The 24,445-nt window shown below is 75.3% G+C and carries 29 protein-coding genes; 21 read left to right on the forward strand and 8 right to left on the reverse strand.

What is annotated here, in order from left to right; all coding sequences use genetic code 11:
- Positions 1 to 104 precede the first annotated feature (104 nt).
- From ACI8AD_RS09655 to ACI8AD_RS09665, 3 genes are all read left to right on the forward strand, one after another.
- Positions 105 to 1,301 (forward strand): peptidoglycan DD-metalloendopeptidase family protein, encoded by a 1,197-nt coding sequence (locus ACI8AD_RS09655; protein WP_456870314.1) that lies wholly within the window; start codon positions 105 to 107, stop codon positions 1,299 to 1,301.
- Positions 1,302 to 1,412: 111 nt separating this feature from the next.
- Positions 1,413 to 2,327 carry a cation diffusion facilitator family transporter gene (locus tag ACI8AD_RS09660; RefSeq protein WP_456870315.1) on the forward strand — a complete coding sequence of 305 codons (915 nt, stop codon included), beginning with the start codon at positions 1,413 to 1,415 and terminating at the stop codon, positions 2,325 to 2,327.
- Between the two features lie 117 nt (positions 2,328 to 2,444).
- Positions 2,445 to 3,401: a cytochrome c oxidase assembly protein gene (locus tag ACI8AD_RS09665; protein WP_456870316.1), complete on the forward strand. Its 957-nt coding sequence runs from the start codon at positions 2,445 to 2,447 to the stop codon at positions 3,399 to 3,401.
- A gap of 72 nt (positions 3,402 to 3,473) precedes the next feature.
- Here ACI8AD_RS09665 and ACI8AD_RS09670 read toward each other — a convergent pair whose 3' ends face one another.
- Positions 3,474 to 5,072, reverse strand: coding sequence for an MFS transporter (locus ACI8AD_RS09670; protein WP_456870317.1), 1,599 nt, complete (start codon positions 5,070 to 5,072; stop codon positions 3,474 to 3,476).
- A gap of 77 nt (positions 5,073 to 5,149) precedes the next feature.
- Between ACI8AD_RS09670 and ACI8AD_RS09675 the strand changes: the two genes are divergently transcribed.
- Positions 5,150 to 5,653, forward strand: a complete 504-nt coding sequence (locus ACI8AD_RS09675) for a metallophosphoesterase family protein (RefSeq protein WP_456870318.1) — start codon at positions 5,150 to 5,152, stop codon at positions 5,651 to 5,653.
- Positions 5,650 to 6,504, forward strand: a complete 855-nt coding sequence (locus tag ACI8AD_RS09680) for a putative RNA methyltransferase (RefSeq protein WP_456870319.1) — start codon at positions 5,650 to 5,652, stop codon at positions 6,502 to 6,504. The genes ACI8AD_RS09675 and ACI8AD_RS09680 overlap by 4 nt, the downstream gene beginning before the upstream one ends.
- Before the next feature lie 85 nt (positions 6,505 to 6,589).
- Here ACI8AD_RS09680 and ACI8AD_RS09685 read toward each other — a convergent pair whose 3' ends face one another.
- Positions 6,590 to 6,871 carry a GlsB/YeaQ/YmgE family stress response membrane protein gene (locus tag ACI8AD_RS09685; RefSeq protein ID WP_456870320.1) on the reverse strand — a complete coding sequence of 94 codons (282 nt, stop codon included), beginning with the start codon at positions 6,869 to 6,871 and terminating at the stop codon, positions 6,590 to 6,592.
- Between the two features lie 203 nt (positions 6,872 to 7,074).
- Here ACI8AD_RS09685 and ctaD point away from each other — a divergent pair, with 203 nt between their 5' ends.
- Together ctaD and serB are read left to right on the forward strand one after the other, a co-directional pair.
- Positions 7,075 to 8,832 carry an aa3-type cytochrome oxidase subunit I gene (gene ctaD, locus ACI8AD_RS09690; RefSeq protein WP_456870321.1) on the forward strand — a complete coding sequence of 586 codons (1,758 nt, stop codon included), beginning with the start codon at positions 7,075 to 7,077 and terminating at the stop codon, positions 8,830 to 8,832.
- Between the two features lie 147 nt (positions 8,833 to 8,979).
- Complete coding sequence (serB, locus tag ACI8AD_RS09695; protein WP_456870322.1) at positions 8,980 to 10,248, forward strand: phosphoserine phosphatase SerB; 1,269 nt, start codon at positions 8,980 to 8,982, stop codon at positions 10,246 to 10,248.
- A gap of 104 nt (positions 10,249 to 10,352) precedes the next feature.
- Here the strand turns inward: serB and ACI8AD_RS09700 are convergent, their stop codons facing one another.
- Complete coding sequence (locus ACI8AD_RS09700; protein WP_456870323.1) at positions 10,353 to 10,925, reverse strand: nicotinamidase; 573 nt, start codon at positions 10,923 to 10,925, stop codon at positions 10,353 to 10,355.
- Positions 10,926 to 10,938: 13 nt separating this feature from the next.
- A complete protein-coding gene (locus tag ACI8AD_RS09705) occupies positions 10,939 to 12,222 on the reverse strand; it encodes a nicotinate phosphoribosyltransferase (protein ID WP_456870324.1) in 1,284 nt (427 codons plus the stop codon).
- A 74-nt stretch (positions 12,223 to 12,296) separates the two neighbouring features.
- Between ACI8AD_RS09705 and clpS the strand changes: the two genes are divergently transcribed.
- Positions 12,297 to 12,593: an ATP-dependent Clp protease adapter ClpS gene (gene clpS, locus ACI8AD_RS09710; protein WP_456870325.1), complete on the forward strand. Its 297-nt coding sequence runs from the start codon at positions 12,297 to 12,299 to the stop codon at positions 12,591 to 12,593.
- A complete protein-coding gene (locus ACI8AD_RS09715; RefSeq protein WP_456870326.1) occupies positions 12,590 to 13,087 on the forward strand; it encodes a DUF2017 family protein in 498 nt (165 codons plus the stop codon). Before clpS ends, ACI8AD_RS09715 begins: the two co-directional genes overlap by 4 nt.
- Here the strand turns inward: ACI8AD_RS09715 and ACI8AD_RS09720 are convergent.
- Entirely contained in the window at positions 13,026 to 13,382 is a 357-nt protein-coding gene (locus ACI8AD_RS09720; RefSeq protein ID WP_456870327.1) for a hypothetical protein, read from the reverse strand. The genes ACI8AD_RS09715 and ACI8AD_RS09720 overlap by 62 nt on opposite strands.
- Positions 13,383 to 13,458: 76 nt before the next feature.
- Here ACI8AD_RS09720 and ACI8AD_RS09725 point away from each other — a divergent pair, with 76 nt between their 5' ends.
- The 7 genes from ACI8AD_RS09725 to ACI8AD_RS09755 all read left to right on the forward strand — a co-directional run bounded on the left by ACI8AD_RS09725 (position 13,459) and on the right by ACI8AD_RS09755 (position 18,527).
- Positions 13,459 to 13,932, forward strand: a complete 474-nt coding sequence (locus ACI8AD_RS09725) for a Mov34/MPN/PAD-1 family protein (protein ID WP_456870328.1) — start codon at positions 13,459 to 13,461, stop codon at positions 13,930 to 13,932.
- A gap of 162 nt (positions 13,933 to 14,094) precedes the next feature.
- Complete coding sequence (locus ACI8AD_RS09730) at positions 14,095 to 14,373, forward strand: MoaD/ThiS family protein (protein ID WP_456870329.1); 279 nt, start codon at positions 14,095 to 14,097, stop codon at positions 14,371 to 14,373.
- A 46-nt stretch (positions 14,374 to 14,419) separates the two neighbouring features.
- Positions 14,420 to 15,370, forward strand: a complete 951-nt coding sequence (locus ACI8AD_RS09735) for a PLP-dependent cysteine synthase family protein (protein ID WP_456870330.1) — start codon at positions 14,420 to 14,422, stop codon at positions 15,368 to 15,370.
- Positions 15,289 to 16,023 (forward strand): HAD-IA family hydrolase, encoded by a 735-nt coding sequence (locus tag ACI8AD_RS09740; RefSeq protein WP_456870331.1) that lies wholly within the window; start codon positions 15,289 to 15,291, stop codon positions 16,021 to 16,023. Before ACI8AD_RS09735 ends, ACI8AD_RS09740 begins: the two co-directional genes overlap by 82 nt.
- Before the next feature lie 54 nt (positions 16,024 to 16,077).
- Positions 16,078 to 16,815, forward strand: coding sequence for an MBL fold metallo-hydrolase (locus ACI8AD_RS09745; protein ID WP_456870332.1), 738 nt, complete (start codon positions 16,078 to 16,080; stop codon positions 16,813 to 16,815).
- Between the two features lie 171 nt (positions 16,816 to 16,986).
- Positions 16,987 to 17,940: a DNA polymerase domain-containing protein gene (locus ACI8AD_RS09750; RefSeq protein WP_456870333.1), complete on the forward strand. Its 954-nt coding sequence runs from the start codon at positions 16,987 to 16,989 to the stop codon at positions 17,938 to 17,940.
- Between the two features lie 101 nt (positions 17,941 to 18,041).
- The gene (locus ACI8AD_RS09755) at positions 18,042 to 18,527 is read left to right on the forward strand and encodes a DUF4262 domain-containing protein (RefSeq protein ID WP_456870334.1); all 486 of its coding nucleotides are present in this window, start codon (positions 18,042 to 18,044) and stop codon (positions 18,525 to 18,527) included.
- 16 nt (positions 18,528 to 18,543) lie between these two features.
- On the opposite strand, the gene bcp is transcribed toward ACI8AD_RS09755, so the two are convergent.
- Positions 18,544 to 19,032, reverse strand: coding sequence for a thioredoxin-dependent thiol peroxidase (gene bcp / locus ACI8AD_RS09760; RefSeq protein WP_456870335.1), 489 nt, complete (start codon positions 19,030 to 19,032; stop codon positions 18,544 to 18,546).
- Positions 19,033 to 19,080: 48 nt separating this feature from the next.
- On the reverse strand, positions 19,081 to 19,485 hold the full coding sequence (locus ACI8AD_RS09765) for a YjbQ family protein (protein ID WP_089406280.1): 405 nt from the start codon (positions 19,483 to 19,485) through the stop codon (positions 19,081 to 19,083).
- A gap of 61 nt (positions 19,486 to 19,546) precedes the next feature.
- Here ACI8AD_RS09765 and rph point away from each other — a divergent pair, with 61 nt between their 5' ends.
- The 5 genes from rph to ACI8AD_RS09790 all read left to right on the forward strand — a co-directional run bounded on the left by rph (position 19,547) and on the right by ACI8AD_RS09790 (position 23,555).
- On the forward strand, positions 19,547 to 20,269 hold the full coding sequence (gene rph, locus ACI8AD_RS09770; protein WP_456870336.1) for a ribonuclease PH: 723 nt from the start codon (positions 19,547 to 19,549) through the stop codon (positions 20,267 to 20,269).
- Complete coding sequence (gene rdgB / locus ACI8AD_RS09775) at positions 20,266 to 20,874, forward strand: RdgB/HAM1 family non-canonical purine NTP pyrophosphatase (protein ID WP_456870337.1); 609 nt, start codon at positions 20,266 to 20,268, stop codon at positions 20,872 to 20,874. The genes rph and rdgB overlap by 4 nt, the downstream gene beginning before the upstream one ends.
- Before the next feature lie 75 nt (positions 20,875 to 20,949).
- On the forward strand, positions 20,950 to 22,035 hold the full coding sequence (locus ACI8AD_RS09780; protein ID WP_456870338.1) for an HPP family protein: 1,086 nt from the start codon (positions 20,950 to 20,952) through the stop codon (positions 22,033 to 22,035).
- 90 nt (positions 22,036 to 22,125) lie between these two features.
- The gene (locus tag ACI8AD_RS09785) at positions 22,126 to 23,343 is read left to right on the forward strand and encodes a glycosyltransferase (RefSeq protein ID WP_456870339.1); all 1,218 of its coding nucleotides are present in this window, start codon (positions 22,126 to 22,128) and stop codon (positions 23,341 to 23,343) included.
- 50 nt (positions 23,344 to 23,393) lie between these two features.
- Entirely contained in the window at positions 23,394 to 23,555 is a 162-nt protein-coding gene (locus tag ACI8AD_RS09790; protein ID WP_176450154.1) for a hypothetical protein, read from the forward strand.
- A 4-nt stretch (positions 23,556 to 23,559) separates the two neighbouring features.
- On the opposite strand, the gene ACI8AD_RS09795 is transcribed toward ACI8AD_RS09790, so the two are convergent.
- Positions 23,560 to 24,429 carry a hypothetical protein gene (locus tag ACI8AD_RS09795; protein ID WP_456870340.1) on the reverse strand — a complete coding sequence of 290 codons (870 nt, stop codon included), beginning with the start codon at positions 24,427 to 24,429 and terminating at the stop codon, positions 23,560 to 23,562.
- Positions 24,430 to 24,445 lie beyond the last annotated feature (16 nt).

Genomic DNA, 24,445 nt, shown 5'->3' on the forward strand with positions numbered 1-24,445 from the left:
ACCCCGGTCGTCAGATCACGAAAACATCACGGCGTGTTTACATGGGCCCCGCCCGCTCCCCCGGGCACCGCACGACGTCCCTGTCCCCGACGGAAGTCAGGTGCATGACCGAGCTCCACCACGACCGCCTCCTCGACGGAGGGACGGCCCCGCGACCGACCGCGGCCGGCACCCTCCGCACGGCTCCGGCGGCGTCGCCCTCGCGGCGGCGCTCCCCGAGCGGGACGGCGGCCCAGCGCACGACCCCGCAGGGACGTCCGGGGGAGACGTCCTCGACCGGGGAGTCCACGCCGACCCGCGACGCGGGCGGCCTCGAGGTCCGGACCATCGTCCTCACCGGCAACGTCGTCGTCGACCCCTCCCGGGGCGACGGCGGCGCCGCGCCCGCCGACCTCGTCGAGGAGGTCCTCGCGGCCGAGCCGGTGACCGCCGTGGCCGACACCACCGAGCTCGTCGAGGCCGCCGACGCCCAGGCGCTGGCCGTCGTCGCCGGACCCACCGAGGACACCCCGCCCGCGGAGGTCCGCCCCGCCGACGGGCCCGGCACGACCTCTCCTCGGCGCTCCCGGCTGCGGGTGCCGCGCCGGCGCCCGGCCTTCTACCTCGCCGCCGCGCTCGTCGGCGCCCTGGCCGTGGGCGCCACCTCCGCCGGCGACGGCGTGGCCCGGGCCCACGACCCCGAGCCGGTGAGCCACTCGGTCAGCGTCGCCGAGGAGCTCGGCCTCGACCGCGAGGACCTGTCCGCCGAGGCCGCCGCGCAGGCCGACGCCGCCGCGCTCGGCGAGGTGACCGCCAGCCGCAACGCCCGCGAGGCCGAGGCCGCCGCGGCCGCCCAGGCGCAGGCCGAGGCCGACCGGGTCGCCGCCGAGGCAGCCGCCGCCGCGGCCGCGGAGGCCGCCCGGCCGAAGGCCGTCCTGCCCGTGGCCGGCGGCCGGCTCACCAGCACGTTCGGCGCCCGCTGGGGCACCCTGCACGCCGGCATCGACCTCGCCGCCCCCATGCTCACCCCCGAGTACGCGGCCGCCGACGGCGTCGTCCTCGAGGCGGGCCCGGCCAGCGGGTACGGCAACGCCGTCTACGTCCAGCACGACAACGGCGACGTCACCGTCTACGGGCACATGGAGGAGATCCTCGTGCAGCCCGGCCAGGTGGTCCGCGCCGGCGACACCATCGCCCTGCTGGGCAACCGCGGTCAGTCGACCGGGCCGCACCTGCACTTCGAGGTGCACGTCGGCGGCATCGACGGGCAGAAGATCGACCCGATCCCGTGGCTGCAGGAGCGCGGCGTCACCGTCGCGTAGCCGTCTCGTGGTCGGGACCCCGTCCCGGCGCGCCCCCTCCCGGCAGGTCCGGGCAGGGGGGCGCCGCCGTCCGGGGACACTGCGGGGGGAGACCGAGGGGAGGTGGGGCGGGTGGGAGCCGGGCACCGGCACGACCACGGCACCGCCGCCGGCGCCTCCCGCGGCCGGCTCGCGGCCGTCCTCCTGCTCACCCTCGCGGTGCTCGCGGCCGAGGTCGTCGGCGCCCTGGTGTCCGGGTCGCTGGCGCTGCTGGCCGACGCCGGCCACATGGCCACCGACGCGCTCGGGATCGGCCTGGCCCTCGGTGCGGTGACCCTCGCCCAGCGCCCCGCCCGCGGCCGGCGCACGTTCGGCTGGCAGCGGGTGGAGATCCTGGCCGCCGTCGCCAACGGGCTGCTGCTCGCCGGGGTCGCGGTCGTGGTGGTCGTCGAGGCCGTCCGCCGCATCGGCGACCCGCCGGAGATCGACCCGGCGGTGGTGCTCGTCGTCGCCGCCGCGGGACTGCTGGCCAACCTCGCCGGGCTGGCCCTGCTGCACCGCCGCCGCGGGTCGCTGGCCGTGCGCGGCGCCCACCTGGAACTGCTCGGCGACGCGCTCGGCTCGGTCGCGGTGCTGCTCGCGGGCGCCGTCGTCGCCCTCACCGGGTGGACGCCGGCCGACACCGTCGCCGCCCTGCTGGTCGCCGCCCTGGTGCTGCCGCGGGCCTGGACGCTGCTGCGGGAGTCCCTCGACGTCCTGCTCGAGGCCGCACCGCGCGACGTCGACCTCGACGCCGTCCGCGCCCACATCCTCCGGGTGGAGGGCGTCGTCGGGGTGCACGACCTGCACGCCTGGACGATCACCTCGGGCCTGCCGGTGCTGTCGGCGCACGTCGTCGTCACCGACGAGGCGCTGGCCGCCGGCCACGGCGGGCGGGTGCTCGACGCGCTGTCGGGCTGCCTGGGCGACCACTTCGACGTCGCCCACTGCACCTTCCAGATCGAGGCCGAGGCGCACGCCGGGCACGAGGCCCCCGTCCACGACTGAGGAAGGACCACCCTTCCCCCACGCCTCGCAGGCTCGGCGCGGGACCCTGAAGGACGGCCGTTCCACCTCCTCACCAGGTGGGACAGTGGAGGGCGACGCGGAGGACCGGAGGTACAGGTGGAGCACGGGCACCACTCGGGCATGTGGGTGCCCGGCGAACCACCCACGTGGGGACGGCTGTTCCTGCCGCACCTGGACGCGTGGTCGGTGCTGCCGGTGCTCGCCCTGCTCGGCCTGCTCGCCTACCTCGTCGGCACGGTGCGGCTGCGCCGCACGGGCGTGGCCTGGCCGTGGTGGCGCACGGTGTCGTGGGGAGCCGGCTGCCTGTCGCTGTTCGCCGTCACCGGGACCTGGCTGAACGGCTACAGCATGGTGCTGTTCAGCGTGCACATGGCCCAGCACATGGTGCTGTCGATGGTGGCACCGCTGCTGCTGCTGCTCGGCCGCCCGGTGACCCTGGCGCTGCGGGCGCTGCCGCGGGGGAGGGGAGTGGCCGGGGTGCCGCGGGCGCTGCTGCTCGACGCCCTGCACAGCCGGGTGGCCCGCTTCCTCTCGCACCCGCTGTTCACGCTGCCGCTGTTCCTGGTGAGCCTCTACGGCGTCTACTTCACGCCCGTCTTCGACGCCCTCATGGGCGACCCGCTCGGGCACCAGTTCATGCTCGCCCACTTCACCGTGACCGGGCTGCTGTTCTTCGGGCCGATCCTGGCGCAGGACCCGTGGCCCCGGCAGGTCGGCCACGCCGGCCGGATGCTCGAGCTGCTCATCCCGATGCCGCTGCACGCCTTCTTCGGTGTCGCGATCATGATGTCGTCGTCGCTGGTGGTCCGGACCTTCGCCGACCCGCCGGCCGGCTGGGGCGTCGACCCGCTCACCGACCAGAACACCGCCGGCAGCATCGCCTGGTCCTTCGGCGAGCTGCCGACGGTGCTCGTCCTGCTCGTCGTCCTGGCGAGCTGGATGCGCTCGGAGGAGCGCCGCGGCCGCCGGATCGACCGGGTGGCCGCCCGCACCGACGACGCCGAGCTCGAGGCCTACAACGCCCGGCTCCGGGCGATGGCAGCCCGCAGGTGACCGGCTGGAACGGCCCCGCTGCAGGGGCCCGCGCCGAGCGGAGCGAGGCGTGGGGGGCAGCGGGGTCCTTCGTCAGCCGACGTGGACGACGCCGTCGCCGGTGGGGACGTCGTCCCTGGTCGCCTTGATCAGCAGGCCGGCCACGATCGAGCCGGCGACCAGCAGGGCCGCCGCCCAGGTGAACGCCGTCGTGTAGCCCTCCACCTGGCCCTGCAGGCCCACGGTCGGGTCCTGCGGGTTCGCCCCCGAGGACAGCGCGTCCGCGGTGTAGGCGCTGATGGCACCGACCGACAGCGAGGCGAGGACGGCGGTGCCGATCGAGGCGCCCACCTGCTGGGTGGCGTTGAGCACCGCGCTGGCGGCGCCGGCGTCCTGCTCCCCGGCGCCCACGAGCGCCAGGTTGGACAGCGGCACGAACGTGAAGCCCAGGCCCAGGCCCAGCAGCAGCTGCCCGGGGAAGGGCAGGGTCCAGAAGCTGGTGTCGAGCCCGACGAACGACAGGGTGAACAGCCCGGCCGCGGCCAGCAGTCCGCCGACCACCATCAGCGGCTTGGGGCCCAGCCGCGGGGTGAGCGCGCTGGCGGCGCCGGCGGAGACGAAGACGCCGAGGGTGGTGGGCAGCGAGGCCAGCCCCGCCCGCACCGGCGTGTAGCCGAGCACCTGCTGGAAGTAGAGGCTGAGGAAGAAGAACGCCCCGATCAGCCCGGCGCCGACCAGCGTGGAGGTCAGGTAGGCGCCGCCGCGGTTGCGGTCGAGGACGATGCGCATCGGCAGCAGCGGGTTGCGGGTGCGCAGCTCCAGCAGCACGAACAGCGCCACCAGCACCAGGCCGGCGACGATGAACACCCACGCCAGGCCGTCGGTCCAGCCGCTCTCGGGCGTCAGCAGGGAGGTACTGCCCTGGGCGGCCGCCTGGGCGTTGGCGGCCGCGGTCTCGGCGGCGTTGGTCTGCGACGCCTCGGCGACCCGGGTGAACCCGTACACGATCGACGCGAGGCCCAGGGTCACCAGCACGGCGCCGGGGATGTCGTACCTCGTGTCCCCGGGTGCCTTGCTCTCCGGGACGATCGGGATGGCCAGCGCGATGGCCAGCAGCGCCACCGGCAGGTTGACCCAGAAGCACCAGCGCCAGTCGGCGTACTCGGTCAGCACCCCGCCGAGCAGCAGCCCGACCGCCGACCCGCCACCGGCGATCGCGCCGTAGACGCCGAAGGCCTTGGCCCGCTCCCTCGGGTCGGTGAACAGCACGGTGAGCAGGGCCAGGGAGGCCGGCGCCAGCAGCGCGCCGAAGACGCCCTGCAGCGCCCGGGCGCCGAAGAGCATGGCCTCGTTCTGCGCGAGGCCGCCCACCGCCGAGGCGACGGCGAAGCCGGCCGCGCCGACGAGGTAGGTGCGCTTGCGGCCCCAGAAGTCGGCGATGCGGCCGCCGAGGAGCAGGAAGCCGCCGAAGGTGAGGGTGTAGGCGGTGACGATCCACTGCTGGGTCGCGGCGCTGATGTCCAGGCCGCCCTCGGACTCGGGCGCGGACACGGCGGGCAGGGCGATGTTGACGATCGTCGCGTCGAGGATGACCAGCAGGACGGTCATCGCGATGACGCCGAGGGCCAACCAGCGCTTCTCGTAGGGCTCCGCGGCCGGGGTGTCCGCGGACGTGGACGACGGGTGGCTCATGTGGGTCCTCGGGACTCGTGCGGGGGTGGACCGGGGCATCGGCCGTACGCAACGTAGTGCCCTGCGACGATGGTCCGGTGCCCCTCTCGCTGGTGGTGACGTCCGACACGCACCTGCCCAGGCGCGCACGTGACCTGCCCCACTCCCTCTGGGACGCCGTCGACGCGGCGGACCTCGTCGTGCACGCCGGCGACTGGGTCGACGTCGCCTTCCTGGACCAGCTGGAGGCCCGCTCGCGCCGGCTGCTCGCCGTCCACGGCAACAACGACCACGGCCCGCTGCGCGAGCGACTGCCGGAGGTCGCCCGCGCCGAGGTGGAGGGGCTGCGGATCGCCGTCGTCCACGAGACCGGCGACGCGAAGGGCCGCGAGCGCCGCTGCGCCGCCCGCTTCCCCGACACCGACGTGCTGTTCTTCGGCCACAGCCACATCCCGTGGGACAGCACCACCGGCACCGGCCTGCGGCTGCTCAACCCCGGGTCGCCCACCGACCGCCGCCGCCAGCCCCACGGCACCTTCCTCACCGCCGTCGCCGACCGCGGCGCGCTCACCGCGGTGACGTTCCACCCCGTCCCCCGGTGAGCCGGCGACCGTGGCCGCCGGGCGCCGTCGCGCTGCTGGCCTGCCCGGTGTGCGGGGCGCCCCTGTCGGCCCTGCCCGGCGACGCCGGCCTGCGCTGCCCGGCCGGGCACTCCTTCGACCGGGCGCGGCAGGGCCACGTCACGCTGCTGCCCCCGGGGCACACCCCGCCCTCGGGCGACAGTGCGGAGATGGTCGCCGACCGGGCCGAGGTGCTGGCGGCCGGCACGTACGCCGGGCTGACCCGCGTGCTGGCCGACGCCGTCGCCGCGGAGGGAGACCCGGTCGGGTCCGTGCTCGACCTCGGCGGCGGCACCGGCCACCACCTCGCCGGGGTGCTCGAGCGGCTGCCCGGGGCCGTGGGCGTGGTGCTCGACTCCTCGCGCTACGCCGCCCGCCGCGCTGCCGGCGCCTCGCCGCGCGCACTGGCCGTCGTCGCCGACACCTGGGCGCGGCTGCCCGTGCGCGACGGCGTCGTCGACCGGGTGCTGGTGGTCTTCGCCCCGCGCAACGGGGCCGAGACCGCCCGGGTGCTGCGCCCCGGTGGCCGGCTGGTGGTGGCGACGCCGGCCCCGGACCACCTCGCCGAGCTCGTCGGGCCGCTGGGGCTGCTGCGGGTCGACCCGGACAAGGCCGCCCGGCTGGCGGGCTCGCTGGAGCCGCACCTGCGGCCGGCGGGGGCGGTGGCGCACCGGGAGCACCTCGAGCTCGACCACCGCGCCGTCGCCGCGGTGGTGGGGATGGGTCCGCACGCCCGCCACCTGGCGCCCGGCCGGCTGGCCGCGGCGGTGGCCGGTCTGCCGCCGCGGGTGCGGGTCACCCTCGCCGTCGACGTCACCACCTGGACGGGCTGACCCCCGGACGCACGGAGGGGCCCGGCCGATCCGGCCGGGCCCCTCCGGGAGGACTCACCGCGGGGCCGTCAACGGGCCCCGCAGGTCACACGCGCGTGCTGCGGGCGCGTCCCCGCGTGGCGAACACGTAGACCAGCAGCACCACGATGGCGCCGATGATCGAGCCGATGATGCCGGACGTGCCGAGCTCGAAGCCGTTGCCGCTGAGCAGGCTGCCGAGCAGGTTGCCGACGAACGAGCCGATGATGCCGAGCACGATCGTCATGCCCACGCTCATGGACTGCTTGCCGGGGACGACGGCGCGGGCGATGAAGCCGGCGATGGCGCCGACCACGATCAGGACGATGATGTTCCAGAGGATCTCCACGGTGGACCTCCCGTGAGTGCTGGCCGAGGCGGCCGGCGTCCTGGGATCTCCAGGGCCAGACGCTCCTGTTCCCCTCCTGAGCAGGGCGGAAACCCGGATTGATCATGACGGATCGGTAACGGCCCTCCCCGGGCGCTCGGCGGACCGGCGCGCCCGCCCGGTCGGCCCCGACGGGTCGGCCGCGCACGGTCTAAGCTGCGGCCGTGACGATCGCGCCTGCACCGATCGTGAGCCGGCCGAGCCCGGCTCGCGAGGTCCAGCGGGGTGCGCGGCTCTCGAACCTGCTGCGGACCACGGACCACAAGACCATCGGCCTGATGTACATGGCCACCGCCTTCGCCTGGTTCATCGTGGGTGGCTTCATGGCCATGCTGATCCGCGGTGAGCTGGGGCAGCCCGGCCTGCAGTTCCTCTCGCCGGAGCAGTACAACCAGCTCGTCACGATGCACGGCACGATCATGCTGCTGATGTTCGCGACGCCGTTGTTCTTCGCGTTCTCGAACCTGATCATGCCGCTGCAGATCGGTGCGCCCGACGTCGCGTTCCCGCGGCTGAACGCGTTCTCGTTCTGGCTGTTCTTCTTCGGCAGCATCATCGTCGTCTCGGGCTTCCTGACCCCCGGCGGCGCCGCCGACTTCGGCTGGTACGCCTACGCCCCGCTCTCCGACGTCGTGCACACCCCCGGCGCCGGCGTGAACATGTGGTTCACCGGTCTGGCGGTCAGCGGTCTGGGCACCATCCTCGGCGCGGTCAACTTCACCGCCACGATCGTCTGCCTGCGCGCGCCGGGCATGACCCTGTTCCGGATGCCGATCTTTACCTGGAACACGCTGGTCACCAGCCTGCTGGTGCTGCTGGCCTTCCCGATCCTCACCGCCGCGCTGCTCGGCATGCTGGCCGACCGCAACCTCGGCGCCCTCGTCTTCTCCGACGAGAACGGCGGCCCGATGCTGTGGCAGCACCTGTTCTGGTTCTTCGGCCACCCCGAGGTCTACATCATCGCGCTGCCGTTCTTCGGCATCATCACCGAGATCATCCCGGTGTTCTCGCGCAAGCCGCTGTTCGGCTACAAGGGCATGGTCGGCGCGACGCTGCTCATCGGTGGCCTGTCGCTGACGGTGTGGGCGCACCACATGTACGCCACCGGTGCCGTCCTGCTGCCGTTCTTCGCCTTCCTGACGTACCTGATCGCCGTTCCCACCGGCATCAAGTTCTTCAACTGGATCGGCACCATGTGGCGCGGCCAGCTGACCTTCGAGACGCCGATGCTGTTCTCGATCGGCTTCCTGGTGACCTTCCTCCTCGGCGGCCTCACCGGCGTCCTCCTGGCCAGCCCGCCGCTGGACTGGCACGTCAACGACAGCTACTTCGTCGTCGCCCACTTCCACTACGTCGTCTTCGGCACCGTGGTGTTCGCCGCCTACGCCGGCATCTACTTCTGGTTCCCGAAGATGAGCGGCCGGATGATGGACGAGCGGCTGGGCAAGCTGCACTTCTGGCTGGTCTTCATCGGCTTCCACACGACGTTCCTGGTCCAGCACTGGCTGGGCACCGAGGGCATGCCGCGCCGGTACGTCGACTACCTGCCCACCGACGGCTTCACGACCCTGCACGTGATCTCCACGATCGGGTCGTTCATCCTCGGCGCCTCGACCATCCCGTGGCTCTACAACGTGGTGAAGTCGTGGAAGTACGGGCGGCTCGCGCTGCGCGACGACCCCTGGGGCCACGGCAACTCGCTGGAGTGGGCCACGTCCTCGCCGCCGCCGCGGCACAACTTCACCGAGATCCCGCGGATCCGGTCGGAGCGCCCGGCGTTCGAGGCGCACTACCCGCACCTCATCGAGCGGCTGCACCGCGAGGCGCACGTGGGCAAGCGTCACGAGCCCTACGCCGGTGTCAGCGAGCTGGCCGAGGGCACCGGCCCCCGGCAGGGGCCGAACGACCCCGACCCCTTCTGATCGCTGCGCGATCCCGTCACCTGCGACGCCCCGTCGGCTCCGGCCGGCGGGGCGTCGCCGCGTCCGGGCGGTCCCGTGGCCGGGGCGGTCGCCGTGTGCGCAGCCGGCCCCCACCGGCTGCCGGGACGGGCGCGCCGGTGCGGCACGATGGCCGCCGTGCCGCTCGACCCCGCACCCCGCGTCCGTCCGCAGTCCGCCGAGGCGGGGCCCCGCGCGCTGCTCACGGTCACCGGCGCCGACCGGCCGGGGGTGACCGCACGGCTCTTCGGCGCGCTGGCCGAGGGCGGTGCCGGCGTCGCGCCCGTGGAGGTGGTCGACGTCGAGCAGGTCGTGGTGCACGGGCACCTGGTCCTCGGCGTCGTCGTCGCGGCGCTGCCGGCCGACGGGCCGGTCGACGAGGAGGGGTTCCTCGCCGGGCTGGGACGGCTGGCCGCCGGCGTCGCGGCGGCCACCGGGGTGCAGGTGGCGGTCGAGTCGGCCTCCGACCGGGGTCCCGACGGCGCCCGCCCGGGCCGGCCGCACCACGTCATCCTGCTCGGCCGGCGGGTGCCCCCGGGCGCGGTCGCGGGCGCGGCCACCGCCATCGCCGGCGTCGGGGGCAACATCGACGCGATCCGGCGGCTCTCCGACCACCCGGTCACCGCCCTGGAGCTGACCGTCTCCGGCGCCGAGGCGACCGAGCTGCGCACCGCGCTGGCCGTCGTCGCCAGCACCACGGGCGCCGACATCGCCGTCGAGCAGGTGGGGCTGGCCCGCCGCAGCAAGCGGCTGATCGTCCTCGACGTCGACTCGACCCTGGTGCGCGGCGAGGTCATCGACGAGCTGGCCGCCCGCGCCGGCCGGGCCGCCGAGGTCGCCCGCATCACCGCCGCCGCGATGAACGGCGAGCTGGACTTCGCCGAGTCGCTGCGCGCGCGGGTGGCCACCCTCGCGGGGCTGCCGGTGGAGGTCCTCGACGAGGTGCGCGAGCACCTGGAGCTCACCCCCGGGGCGCGCACGCTGATCCGGACCCTGCAGCGGCTCGGCTTCCGCTGCGGGATCGTCAGCGGCGGCTTCACGCAGATCACCGACCCGCTCGCGCGGTCCCTCGGCCTGGACTTCGCCGCGGCCAACACCCTCGAGGTGGCCGACGGGACGCTGACCGGGGGGCTGGTCGGGGAGATCGTCGACCGCGCCGGCAAGGCCCGCGCGCTGGCGCGCTTCGCCGCCGAGCACGGGATCCCGCTGGACCAGACGGTCGCCGTCGGCGACGGCGCCAACGACCTCGACATGCTCAACGCCGCGGGTCTGGGCATCGCGTTCAACGCCAAGCCGGTCGTGCGCGAGCAGGCCCACGCCGCGCTCAACCAGCCCTACCTCGACGCGGTCCTGCAGGTCCTCGGCTTCACCCGCGACGAGGTCCTCGACGCCCTCTAGTGCCTCCGTCGCGCTGTTGGCTGCGGTGGGCGGCGCGCGGTGGTGCCTCCTGCCCCGCGGTCGGCCCGCCGTCCTGCGCAGGGCGGCTCACCTCGGGGCAGGGCTCACCTCGAGGGGGTGTGGACGGCGCCCGCCAGCTCGACGCCGGCCGTGCGGAGCTGGTCGAGGGCGGCATCGGTGGAGGCCTGCGCCACCCCGGCGGTCAGGTGCAGCAGCACCCGCGTGGCGAAGCCCTCGGCGACGGCATCCAGGGCGGTGGCGCGCACGCAGTGGTCGGTGGCGATCCCGGCGACGTCCACGGCCTCCACCCCGCGCTCGCGCAGCCAGTCGGCGAGCGGCACGCCGTCGGCGAGGCCCTCGAAGCCGGAGTAGGCCGCGGCGTACTCGCCCTTGTCGAACACCGCCTCCAGCCGCGACCGGTCCAGCGCCGGGTGCAGCTGGGCTCCCTCGGTGCCGGCCACGCAGTGCGGCGGCCAGGTGTCGAGGAAGTCCGGCTCGTCGGCGAAGTGGCCGCCGGGGTCGACGTGGTGGTCGCGGGTGGCGACGACGTGGGTGTAGGTGGCGTCCCGCAGGTGCTCGGTGATCGCGGCGGCCACCGCCGAGCACCCGGAGACGGCCAGGCTGCCGCCCTCGCAGAAGTCGTTCTGCACGTCGACCACCAGCAGCGCGCGCCTCACCGCGGACCCCCGTTCACGAGCTCACCGTCTCCAGCACCGGTTCCCCGCGGGAGAGCGCCCATGCCTCCTGCGGCAGGGCTTCTCGAACCCGCCGGTGGTGCGCGGCGGCCGCCGACAGCGCCTCGGCCGGCGACGACGGCGCCACCGCCTCGCCGCCGCGCACGAGGGGGACGAGCAGCTGCCGGTCGCCGTCGCGCGCCTCGACCGGCCCGCTGCTGACGACCTCGGCGGTCGCCGTGCCGTCGGGGTCGTGCCGGCGGACGGCGGACTTGCGCCCGCCGGTGGAGTTCTTGCCCTCCGAGCGCTTGGCCACCGGCACCCCGTCGCGCTCGACCAGCTTGTAGACCATCCCCGCCGTCGGCGCGCCGGACCCGGTGACCAGCGAGGTGCCGACGCCGTACCCGTCGACGGGGGCGGCCATCAGGCCGGAGATGGCGAACTCGTCGAGGTCGCTGGTCACGATGATCCGCGTCCCGGTGGCGCCCAGCTCGTCGAGCTGGCGGCGCGCGGCGGTGGCCAGCGTCGGCAGGTCACCGGAGTCCAGCCGGATGGCGCCGAGCCCGGGGCCGGCCACCTCGACGGCGGTGGCGATGCCCTTGGCGACGTCGTAGGTGTCCACCAGCAGCGTGGTGCCCACGCCCAGCGTGTCGACCTGCGCGCGGAAGGCCGCGGCCTCGTCGTCGTGCAGCAGCGTGAAGGCGTGCGCACTGGTGCCCGTCGTCGGCACGCCGTAGCGCCGGCCGGCCTCCAGGTTGGAGGTGGAGACGAAGCCGACCAGGTGGGCGGCGCGCGCCGCGGCGACGGCGGCCTGCTCGTGGGTGCGCCGCGAGCCCATCTCGATGCACGGCCGCTCGCAGGCCGCGGCCACCATGCGCGCCGCCGCCGACGCGATCGCGCTGTCGTGGTTGAGCACGGAGAGCACCAGCGTCTCGAGCAGGACCCCCTCGGCGAACGGCGCGCGCACCGTCAGCACCGGCGAGCCGGGGAAGAACAGCTCGCCCTCCGCGTAGCCGTCGACGTCGCCGGAGAAGCGGAAGTCGGCCAGCCAGTCCAGCAGCCGGGAGTCGGTGAGCCCCTGCTCGCGCAGGGTGGCGAGCTCGTCGTCGCCGAACCGGAAGCGGGGGAGCAGCTCCAGCAGCCGGCCGGTGCCGGCGACGACCCCGTAGCGGCGGCCGTGCGGCAGCCGCCGGGCGAAGACCTCGAACACGCAGTCGCGCGAGGCGGTGCCGTCGGCCAGGGCGGCCGCGACCATGGTCAGCTCGTACCGGTCGGTGAGCAGCGCGGGACCCGTCGGCATGGCACGGGAGCCTAGGTCGGTCGCGGCGACCGCACCGGGGGAGGCGGGACGGGGGCCGTCCTATGGTGGTCCCCGTGGCCGGACCACTCGCCCCGAGCCGGACGACCGACCCCACGGTCGAGGAGGTCGAGGACCTCGACCGCCCGTGGGTGACCATCGTCTGGAACGACCCCGTGAACCTCATGACCTACGTGACCCACGTGCTGCGCGAGCTGTTCGGCTACGACGAGCCCACCGCGACCACCCTCATGCTGCAGGTCCACAACGACGGCCGGGCCGTGGTCAGCTCCGGCCCGCGGGAGCGGATGGAGCACGACACCAGCCGGCTGCACGCCTACGGCCTGTGGGCCACCTACCAGCAGGACGCATGAGGCCGTTCCGCCGGAAGGGCAAGGACGTCGTCGCGCGGCTCGAGCCGGCCGAGTCCGGCGTCCTGGGGCTGCTGCTCGACCAGCTCGAGCAGCTGCTGACCGCCGACCCCGACGACGTCGAGGGCGACCCGGTGATGGCCCGGCTGCTGCCGGCCGGGCACCGCAGCGACCCCGAGCTGGCCGCGGACTACCGCGAGCTGACCGAGACCGCGCTGCGCAGCGGCAAGACCGACGACCTCGCCGCCGTCCGCGCGACCCTGCCCGACGGCGGGGGGGAGGTGCGGCTGGACCGGGAGCAGGCCGGCGCCTGGCTGCGGACCACCAACGACCTGCGGCTGGCGCTGGGGGAGCGGATCGGCGTCACCGAGGAGACCGAGCCGCCGGAGGACCCGGTCGGTGACGAGGGGCAGCAGCTGGCCGTCTACTACTGGCTCACCGCGCTGCAGGGGTCGCTCGTCGACGCGGTCGCCGCCGCGCGCGACGCCCGAAGGTGAGCAGCACCAGCGTCGCCAGCAGCAGGTCGAGCAGGAAGAACACCGGGACCAGCCCCGGCAGCTCGAGGTCGCGGACCACCGCCCCGACCGCGGAGAGGAGCGTGACCGCGGTGAGCGCCAGCACCAGCAGCAGCACCAGCAGGCGGACGGTGACCAGCAGGACCAGCGAGGCGCGGTCGGCGGAGGCGTCGCTGCTGTAGTGGCCGCTGCGCAGGGTCAGCCCCCGGGCACCCAGCCACAGCGCCGGCAGCGCGACGAGCAGCACCCCGGCGACCATGAGCAGCTCGACCACCACGGGTCCGCACGCTAGCGGTCGGCGGCCGGGCGACCGTCGTCCGGGAGCGACGGGGACGCCGCCTAGACTGCAGGGCGTGCTGCGCATCGACCGCGCGACCTACGACGCCATCGTGGCCCACGCCCGGGAGGACCACCCGGACGAGGCCTGTGGCGTCGTCGCCGGACCCGAGGGCAGCGACCGTCCCGAGCGGTTCGTCCCGATGCTCAACGCCGCCCGGTCGCCGACCTTCTACGAGTTCGACTCGGCCGACCTGCTGCGCCTCTACCGGGACATGGACGACCGGGGCGAGGAGCCGGTGGTGATCTACCACTCGCACACCGCCACCGAGGCCGCTCCCTCGCGCACCGACGTCAGCTACGCCTCCGAGCCGAACGCGCACTACGTCCTCGTCTCCACCCGGCACCACGGCCGGGAGACCGGCCTGGCCGGGGACGAGGTCGAGTTCCGCAGCTTCCGCATCGTCGACGGCGAGGTGAGCGAGGAGGACGTCGAGGTCGTCGAGTCCTACCTGTTCGGCCACTCGCCGACCACCGTCGTCTACGACTGAGCACGGACCCCCTCGCCACCCACGACGCGCTCCGCACGCCGCGGGGCCCTGTGAGGGGGCCGACCGGACGGAATCACCGCCCGGTCCCCGGCGTTACCTCCACCGACACGCGCCCCGAGGCGCTCCCGCACGTCCCCGTCCTCCCGAGGAGAACCGCACGCCATGGCCATCGAGGTCCGGATCCCGACCATCCTGCGCACCCACACCGGCGGCAACAAGACCGTCGAGGGCAGCGGGGACACCCTGGCCGCGCTCGTCGACGACCTCGACGCCAAGCACCCCGGTCTCAAGGGCCGCCTGGTGACCGAGGAGGGCACGCTGCACCGCTTCGTCAACGTCTACGTCAACGACGAGGACGTGCGCTTCACCGGCGCCCTGGACACGCAGGTCAAGGACGGCGACTCCGTCACCATCCTCCCGGCGGTCGCCGGCGGCTGCTGAGGCAGCGCCGCACCGTTCCTCCCCGTCTCCCGGAAGAGCCCCGCGCATGGCCCGCTTCGCCTCCCTCGTCGACTCCCTCGGCGGCACCCCGCTGGTCGGGCTGCCCTCCCTGTCGCCGACACGGGACGTGCGGCTGTGGGCCAAGCTCGAGGACCACAACCCCACCGGGTCGATCAAGGACCGCGCCGCGATCTCGATGATCGAGGCGGCGGAGAAGGACGGCTCGCTCACCCCCGGCGCGACCATCCTGGAGCCGACCAGCGGCAACACCGGCATCTCGCTGGCGATGGTGGCCCGGCAGCGCGGCTACCGGCTGGTCTGCGTCATGCCGGAGAACACCTCCGTCGAGCGCCGCCAGCTGCTGGAGATGTACGGGGCGCGGATCATCAGCTCACCGGCCGCCGGCGGCTCGAACCAGGCCGTGGCGATGGCCAAGGAGCTGGCCGCCGAGCACGACGACTGGGTGATGCTCTACCAGTACGGCAACCCGGCCAACGCCGAGGCGCACTACACCGGCACCGCCCCGGAGATCCTCGCCGACCTGCCCTCGATCACCCACTTCGTCGCCGGCCTCGGGACCACCGGCACGCTGATGGGCTGCTCGCGCTACTTCCGCGAGCACAAGCCCGGCGTGCAGGTCATCGCCGCCGAGCCGCGCTACGGCGAGCTCGTCTACGGGCTGCGCAACATCGACGAGGGGTTCATCCCGGAGCTCTACGACCCCGAGCTGCTGGACTCGCGGTTCTCCGTGGGCCCCGAGGACGCCCTGCACCGCACCCGCCAGCTCGTCGAGCGCGAGGGCATCTTCGCCGGCATCTCGACCGGCGCCATCCTGCACGCGGCGCTGGGCGTCGCCGACCGCGAGGTCGCCGCCGGGCGCCGGGCCGACATCGTGTTCGTCGTCTGCGACGGCGGGTGGAAGTACCTGTCCACCGGCGCCTACGCCGGCACGCTGGAGGAGGCCACCTCCGCCCTGGAGGGCCAGCTCTGGGCCTGACCCGGCAGATCCCCGCCCGGGGCCTGCTGTTCGACAACGACGGCGTCCTGGTCGACTCCGACGCCGCGGTCACCGCCTCCTGGTCGCGCTGGGCCGCCGAGCACGACCTCGTCCCGGCCGAGGTGCTGGCCGTCGTCCACGGGCGGCGGTCGGCCGACACCGTCGCCGCGCTGGTCCCGGAGTCCCGGCGGGCCGCCGCGACGGCGCTCATCGACCGCTACGAGCTCGAGGACGCCGGGACGGTGCCCGCCGTCGCGGGCGCGGCCGAGCTGCTGGCGTCCCTGCCCCCGTCGGTGTGGGCGGTCGTCACCTCCGGCACGCCCGCGCTGGCCGCGACCCGGCTGCGCGCCGCCGGGCTGCCGCTGCCCGGTGCGCTGGTCAGCGGCGCCGACGTGCGCACCGGCAAGCCCGACCCCGAGGGCTACCTGCTCGGCGCCCGCCTGCTGGGCGTGCCGCCGCAGGAGACCGTCGTGGTCGAGGACAGCCCGGCCGGCATCGCCGCGGGCAGGGCGGCCGGCGCGCGGGTCCTCGGCGTCGGCGCGCGGGCGCTGGGGGCCGGCGCCGACGTCGTCGTCGCCGACCTCACCGGGTTGTCCTGGGCCGACGGCGTGCTGTCGGTGCCCGCGGGCTCCCTGCTGCGGCCCGGCGGCTAGCCTGACGCCCGCCATGGGGAGCGTGCAGGGGACCGTCGGTCAGGGGAGTGCGGCGTGAGGCTGACGGTGGTCGGCTGCTCGGGCAGCGGCCCCGGCCCGGCGTCGGCCGCGTCCTGCTACCTGGTCGAGCACGACGGCTTCCGATTGCTGCTCGACCTCGGCAACGGCGCGTTCGGCGCGCTGCAGGCGCTGGCCGACCCCGACACCGTCGACGCGGTCTACCTCTCCCACCTGCACGGCGACCACTGCCTCGACGTCGTCCCGATGGTCGTCTGGCACCGCTACTCCGGCCGCTCCTCGCGCCGCCGCGTGCCGCTGATCGCCCCCGCCGGCGCCCAGGAGCGGCTGCAGCAGGTCTACGACTCCGGCGGTGCCCCGCTGACCGACGTCTTCGACTTCGCCGTCACCCCGGTCTCGGCCGTGCTCGGGCCGTTCACCGTGCAGACCACCCGCACCGCGCACCCGGTCGAGTGCCACGCCGTCCGGCTGACCGCGCACGGCTCCTCGCTCGTCTACACCGGCGACACCGGTCCCAGCCGGGCCGTGGTCGACCTCGCCCGCGGCGCGGACGTGCTGCTGGCCGAGGCCGCCGAGCCCGAGGGCGACGACCAGCCCCGCGACCTGCACCTGACCGGCCGCCAGGCCGGCGAGGCCGCGGCCGCCGCGCAGGTGCGCCGGCTGCTGGTCACCCACGTCCCGGCCTGGGTGGACCCGGCCGCGCAGCTGGCCGCCGCCCGGTCGGTGTTCCCCGCCGCCGAGCTGGTGCGGCCCGGCGCCACGTACGACGTCTGACGGCGGGGGCGCGCGTCGGGGTGCGCCGGGATCAGGTCACCTGATCGTCGGGCGTCCTCCCGCACGGTGGGACGTGCGGGAGGACCCGCTGCGGTGGGGGAGGACGACGCGCCGCGCCCCGGGGACCGGCCCGCGCTTGCCCCGCCCGACGCCGGCGGGCACGGTGGGCCGGTGGTCGACGACGAACGGGACGGCGTCCGGCTGACCAGCCTCGACGCGCCGCTGGGCGACGGGCTCGAGGTCACCAAGGGCGACCTCGTCGACCACCTCGACCGCTTCGCCGACCGCCTGGTGCCCCAGCTGGCCGGCCGACCCCTGACGGTCAAGCGGGTGCGCCCGGGCCAGCAGCCGTTCGTGCAGCGCGACGTCCCCAAGGGCGCCCCCGGCTGGGTGCGCACCGTCGCCGTCTGGTCCTTCGGCGCGCACCGCGAGGTGCACCAGGTGCTCTGCGACGACCGCCGCACGCTGCTGTGGCTGGCCAACCAGCGCGCCGTGGAGTTCCACGTCCCGTTCTTCGTCGCCGGTGCGGAGACCGAGCCGACCGGCATCGTGCTCGACCTCGACCCGCCCGAGGACGCCGGGTTCGACGTCGTCGTGCAGGCGGCGGACCTGGTGCGGCGGGCGCTGGCCGACACCGGGCTCACCGGGGCGGTGAAGACCAGCGGGTCCAAGGGCGTGCACGTCGTCGTCCCGGTGCACGGCGTCGGGCCGGAGGACGCCGCCGCCGCGACCCGCGCGCTGGCCGCCCGCGCCGCGGCGCTGGACCCGGACCTGGCCACCACCGCCTACATCAAGGAGGACCGGCACGGCCGGGTCTTCCTCGACTCCACCCGCTCGGGCTCCTCGACGATCGTGGCGGCCTACAGCCCGCGGATCCGCCCCGGCCTGCCGGTGTCGGCGCCGGTCGCCTGGGCGGACCTGCCCGCGCTGCGGCCCGGCGACGTCACCGTCCGGACGGCGGTGCAGCGGCTCGGCGACGGCGACCCGTGGACGGCGCTGCTGCCCGGTCCGCAGGAGCTGCCCGCCGACCTGGTGACCGAGGGGCACGCGATCCCGGTCGCTCGGGTGGCCGCGATGCACGAGGGCAAGCGGCGGGCGCGGGCCAGGCGGGCCGCCGAGGACTGACGCTGCGACGATCCAGGCACCGTCGTCCACAGCCGGCCCGCCCGTCCACCGCCGGGCCGGCGCCCCGGCGTCCTGTCGGTGCCCGGTCGCAGGCTCCCGGCATGACCACCGACCCGCAGACCACCGCCTGGCTCGACCAGGAGGACGCCCACCTCGCCGCCGTCATCCGCCGCGCACGCTTCGCCGTGCAGTACGTGGGGCCGGGAGACCTGCCCGAGGAGCCCGCCTTCGGCTACACCATCGGGCTGTTCGGGCTGGGGCACCCGGAGCTGGTGGTCGTCGGGCTGGGCGCCACCGCCACGCACGCCCTGCTCGACGCGGTGGCCGCCGACGTCGTCGGCGGCCGGTCGCTGGTCTCCGGCGAGCTGCTCGAGGGGGTCGGCGGCCGGGCCGACCTGGTGGTGGAGGAGTGCCCCAACCCCGGGGAGGTCCTGCTCGGGGCCAACCGCTGGTACCGGCGGCCGCCGGAGTACTCCGTGCCGGCCCTGCAGCTGACGTGGGCCTCGCCGCCGAGCTGCTTCCCGTGGGACGCGGGCTGGGACGGCGGCATCCACGGCCAGCCGCGGCCGGGTACCTGGACGGCCTGACGCCGTGGGCGGAGGGTCAGCCCAGCCCGAGGTCCCGGCGCAGCTTGGCCACGTGCCCGGTGGCCTTCACGTTGTAGGCGGCCCGCTCGACCCGGCCCTCGGCGTCGATGACGAACGTCGAGCGGATCACGCCCTGGACCTCCTTGCCGTACATCTTCTTGGTGCCGAACGCGCCGTAGGCGGTGAGCACCCGCTTGTCCGGGTCGGAGACCAGGGTGATGCCCAGACCCTCCTGCTCGCGGAAGCGCTGCAGCTTCTCCGGCGGGTCGGGCGAGATGCCGATGATGTCGAGCCCCGCCTCGGCGAGCTCCCCGGCGGCGGCGGTGAAGTCGACCGCCTGGGTGGTGCAGCCGGGGGTCAGCGCGGCGGGGTAGCAGTAGACGATCACCCGGCGGCCACGGTGGTCGGCGAGGGAGACCGGCCGGCCGTCGGCGTCGGGCAGCGTGAAGTCCGGCGCCGGGTCGCCGGGCGCGAGGCGGACGGGAGCGGGCGCGGTCTCGGTCATGCCCGGCATCCTGCCGTGCCGGGCGCAGCGGTCACAGCCAGGGGCGCGTCAGCCGCGCAGGAACGACAGCCGCACGTGGCGCTGCGGGTTGTCCCGGTTGGGGTCGACCAGGCAGATGCGCTGCCAGGTGCCCAGCTGCAGGCGGCCCTCGAGCACGGGCACCGTGGCGTGCGGCGGCACGAACGCCGGCAGCACGTGGTCCCGGCCGTGCCCAGGGCTGCCGTGCCGGTGCCGCCAGCGGTCGTCGCGGGGGAGCAGCTCGTCGAGCTGGGCGAGCAGGTCGTCGTCGCTGCCGGAGCCGGTCTCGATGATGGCCAGCCCCGCGGTGGCGTGCGGGACGAACACCTGCAGCAGCCCGTCGCCCTCGCCGCGGACGAACTCCTCGCACTCCCCGGTCAGGTCCACCACCGCCGGCACCCCGCCGGTCCGCACCGTCCGCAGCTCCGATCTCACGCCGTCGATCGTGGCAGCTCGGCCGCGGGACGGCGTGCCGGCGTCGATAGGCTCGGCGTCCGTGACCCGTCCCGACGGCCGCACGGCCGACCAGCTCCGCCCGGTGACCATCACCCGCAACTGGCTCGACCACGCCGAGGGCTCGGTGCTCGTCGAGTTCGGCCGCACCCGCGTGCTGTGCGCCGCCAGCGTCACCGAGGGCGTCCCGCGCTGGCGCCGGGGATCGGGGCTGGGCTGGGTCACCGCCGAGTACGCGATGCTGCCGCGGGCCACCCACACCCGCGGCGACCGCGAGTCGGTCAAGGGCCGCATCGGCGGCCGCACCCACGAGATCAGCCGGCTCGTCGGCCGCTCGCTGCGGGCCGCGGTCGACCTGAGCGCGCTGGGGGAGAACAGCATCGCCATCGACTGCGACGTCCTGCAGGCCGACGGCGGCACCCGGACGGCGGCCATCACCGGCGCCTACGTCGCCCTCGCCGACGCCGTCGGCTGGCTGGCCGACCGGCGGAAGCTGGCGAAGAAGACCGCGATCGTGCAGTCGGTGGCCGCGGTGAGTGTCGGAGTGGTCGACGGCGAGCCGCGGCTGGACCTCGCCTACGAGGAGGACGTGAAGGCGGGCACCGACATGAACGTCGTCTGCACCGGCGAGGGCGGGTTCGTCGAGGTGCAGGGCACCGCCGAGGGCGCCGTCTTCGACCGGGCCACCCTCGACCGGCTGCTCGATCTCGCCGTCGCCGGCTGCGCCGACCTCACCCGCGTCCAGACGGAGGCCCTCGCGCGATGACCCGACTGCTGCTCGCCACCCGCAACGCCGGCAAGCTCGCCGAGCTGCAGCGGCTGCTGGCCGGCGCCGTCCCCGGGGTGCAGGTCGTCGGCCTGCGCGACGTGCCCGAGTACCCCGAGACGCCCGAGACCGGTGCCACCTTCGCCGAGAACGCGCTGCTCAAGGCGCGGGAGGCGGTCCACCACACCGGCCTGCCCGCCGTCGCCGACGACTCCGGCATCGCCGTCGACGCGCTCAACGGCATGCCCGGCGTGCTGTCGGCGCGCTGGTCGGGCCGGCACGGCGACGACGCGGCGAACACCGCGCTGCTGCTGGCCCAGCTCGCCGACGTGCCCGACGAGCGGCGCGGCGCGGCCTTCGTCTGCGCCGCCGCCCTGGTCACTCCCGACGGCGCCGAGTCGGTGCTGGAGCGGCAGTGGCGCGGACGGGTGGTGCGCGAGCCGCGCGGTACCAACGGCTTCGGCTACGACCCGGTCTTCCGGCCCGACGGCCTGGAGGTCACCTCCGCCGAGCTCGAGCCCGCGGAGAAGGACGCCCGCAGCCACCGCGGGCAGGCCTTCGCCGCGCTGGTCCCGGAGGTCGCGCGGGTCCTGCGCGCGGGCTGAGCCCCCGGCGGCCCGTCCCGACGTAGGGTGCCGCCCGCGACGGGCACGGGCGCCCGCGGGAGGAACGGGGGCCGCGTGGACCGGCGGGTGTGGATCGGGGCGCTGCGACCGGGACCGGTCGGCTACCGGCGCACCGAGGTGCTGCGCGGGGGGCTCGGCGCGCTGCTCGGCATCGCGCTGGCCGGGGTCAGCGCGCACGCCGTGCCGGGCGGGCCGGTGGGCCTGCCGTGGATCGTCGCGCCGATGGGCGCCACCGCCGTCCTGCTCTTCGCCGCGCCCGCCAGCCCGCTGGCCCAGCCGTGGCCGGTCCTCGTGGGCAACACGCTGTCCACGCTCGTCGGCGTCGCCGCCGGCAAGCTCCTCGACGACGTCACGCTGGCCGCCGCCGTCGCCGTCGGGGTGGCGATCCCGGTGATGATGCTGCTGCGCTGCGTGCACCCGCCGGGCGGGGCGTGCGCGCTGTTCGCCGCCGTCGGCACCGCCGCGGTGGCCGACCACGGCTGGGCGTTCGCGCTGTGGCCGGTCGGGGTCGACACCATCGTGCTGCTGGCGGTCGCGACGCTGGTCAACAACCTCACCGGCCGGCCCTACCCGCACGTGCCCGACCCCCCGGCGCCGCCGCCGGGCACCGACGCCCCGCCGACCAGCCGGGTCGGGCTGCAGCCCGAGGACGTCCGCGCCGCGATGGAGCGCCTCGACCGCGGCCTCGACGTCATGCCCGGCGACGTGCTGGCGCTGGTCCGCGACGCCGAGGCACACGCGCTCGACCGCCGGCTCGGGCAGCTGCGGGTCGGGGCGCTGATGGCCCGCGACGTCCGCACCGTGCAGCCGCAGGAGACGCTCTACCGCGCGCGGATGCTGATGAACCAGCACGCGGTCAAGGCGCTGCCGGTGGTCACCGGCGACGGGCACGTGGTCGGCATCGTCACCGTCCACGACCTGTTCAACACCGACATCGTGGCCTTCACCGCGGTGGCGGAGGTGATGACCAGCCCGGCGAGCACCGTCGGCGTCGACACGCCCGTCTCCGAGCTGGTCGGCCTCATGGCCGACCGGGGGCTGCGCCACCTGCCGGTGGTCGACGACGACGGCCGGCTGGCCGGGATCGTCACGCGCGCGGAGCTCGTCGCCGTGCTGCACCGGGCCCTCGTCGGCTCCTGACCCCTCCGGGTGAGCCCGGCCGGCCGGGCTCCACCGCCGCCGGCCGGCTGCCGAAGCCCTCCAAGACGACCGACGTCGGAGGGACACGGCATGACGGAGGACAGCGGGACGGCGCGCGCCCGGCTGGTGGTGCTGATCCCGGCGCACGACGAGGCCGCGAACATCGGGGTCACGCTGACCGCGCTGCAGCAGCAGACCCGGCGCCCGGACCGGGTGGTGGTCATCGCCGACAACTGCACCGACGACACGGTGGAGATCGCGCGGGCGCACGGTGCCGAGGTCTACGAGACGGTGGGCAACACCGACAAGAAGGCCGGCGCGCTCAACCAGGCGATCGTGCAGCGCTTCCGCCGCACCGCCGACAGCGACCGCCGCGGCGCCTCCGAGGACCCCCGGCGCGGCCCCGACCGCCGCCGCCCCCGGGCGGGCTGGACCGACGGGGACGACGACCTCCCGGCCGGCCCCTCACCGGACCTGCGCGACGACGACCACGTCCTGGTGATGGACGCCGACACCGAGCTCGCCCCGCGCTTCCTCGAGGTGGCCGCGGCCAGCCTCGACAGCTCGCCGCGGATCGGGGCGGCCGGCGGGCTGTTCTACGGCCACCCCGGCAGCGGCGTGCTGGGCCAGCTGCAGCGCAACGAGTACCTCCGCTACAGCCGCGACGTCGCCCGCACCGGCCGGGTCATGGTGCTCACCGGCACCGGCACGCTGTTCCGGGTGCGGGCGCTGCGGGAGGTCGCCGCCGCGCGCGGCAGCACGCTGCCGGGCACCCGCGGCCAGGTCTACGACACCCTCGCCCTCACCGAGGACAACGAGCTCACCCTCGCGCTGAAGACCCTCGGCTGGCGGCTGACCAGCCCCTCGGCGTGCGCGGTGGTCACCGAGATCATGCCGACCTGGTCGGACCTGTGGAAGCAGCGGATGCGGTGGCAGCGCGGTGCCCTGGAGAACCTGCGGCACTACGGCCTGTCCCGGGTCACCCTGCGCTACTGGGGACAGCAGGTGGGCATCGGCCTCGGCGTCCTCGCCTTCCAGGCCTACCTGCTGCTGACCGTCCTGGTCCTGTCCCGGGACGGCGGCCTGACCCTCGACCCGTTCTGGGGGTCGGTCGGCCTGGTCTTCCTCGCCGAGCGCCTGGTGACCGTCCGCCGCGGCGGGTGGCGCGCCCTGCTCCTGGCCCTGCCGCTGCTGGTGGAGCTGGTCTACGACCTGTTCATCCAGGCGGTGTTCGTGCGCTCGCTGCTCGACGTCGTCCGCCGGCGCGAGGCCACCTGGCACCACGTCGCCGCACCGGCGACTCCCTGACCCCCGCCGCCGGCCCGGCGGCGACCCGACCCCCCAGGAGGGAGGTGCACGTGTACAGCAAGGCGGGTTACGTGACCGCCAGCGGCGTGGGCGGCTCGACCGCCCTGGCCTACACCGGCTTCAACGCCCTGGCGTGGGTGGTCGCCGGCGTGACGCTGGTCTTCGCCGGGATGGCGCTGCTGAAGCTCGTCCCGCGCCGGTCGCGCGGCTGACGGGTCAGGACGCCGGCGCGGCCCCCGCGCCGCCGTCCGTCCCGGACTGCGAGCCGGTGTCCGAGCCGGTGTCCGAGCCGGAGCCCGAGCCGGTCTGCGGTGCCTGCGTCGAGGGCTCGGCGGGAGCGGTCTGACCGCTCCCGCCGCCGTCCTCGGTGGACCCGGTGCCGTCCTCGGCGTCGCTCCCGGTGGCCGGCGCGGACTCCTCGGCCTCCTCCGGCTCCTCGGTGGGGGTCGTCGACTCCCCGGTGTTGTCACCGGGCTGCGGGGTCTGGGTGGCGGGGGCCTCGGTGGGGGTCCCGTCGGCGGGGTCGGTCTCGGCCGGCGTGGTGTCCCGCGACGACGACGCCGTCGACAGCTCACCGATCGTGGTGGACGACGACGACGAGTCCTCGGTGCCGCCGACCAGCGCCGACACCGGCTGCTTGCCCACCAGCTCGACGCCGGTGACGATCGCCATGGCGACCGCGAAGACGGCGACGGCGTACACCGCGACCCGCGACCAGCGGGGCCGCCGGCGCGGAGCCGGGGCGCGACGCGGGTCGAGCGCGGCCGGCAGCACCTTGGTGGCGGCGGCGTCGTCGGGGGCGTCGGCGGCCGGCGCGGGACGGGTGTCCTGCCGCTCCCGGGTCCGCTTCAGCCGCTCGGCGGTGCGGTCGAGGGAGGCGGTGTAGAGAGCCGACCCGACGGTGCTCACCACGCTGACGAGTGCCGCGCCGATGACGGTGCCGGCCACCCCGAAGAAGGAGGCGGCCACCGCGGCGGACACCGCGGCGAGGGCACCGGCGACCACCTGCTTGACGGAGAGGGTGGTGCGCGGGGGCTTCTCGGGGGCCTGGTCGGGACGCGGCTGGATCTCGGTGCGCGAGGACATGGGCTCCGACGGGGTC

Source organism: Geodermatophilus sp. SYSU D00766 (genome assembly GCF_054049915.1).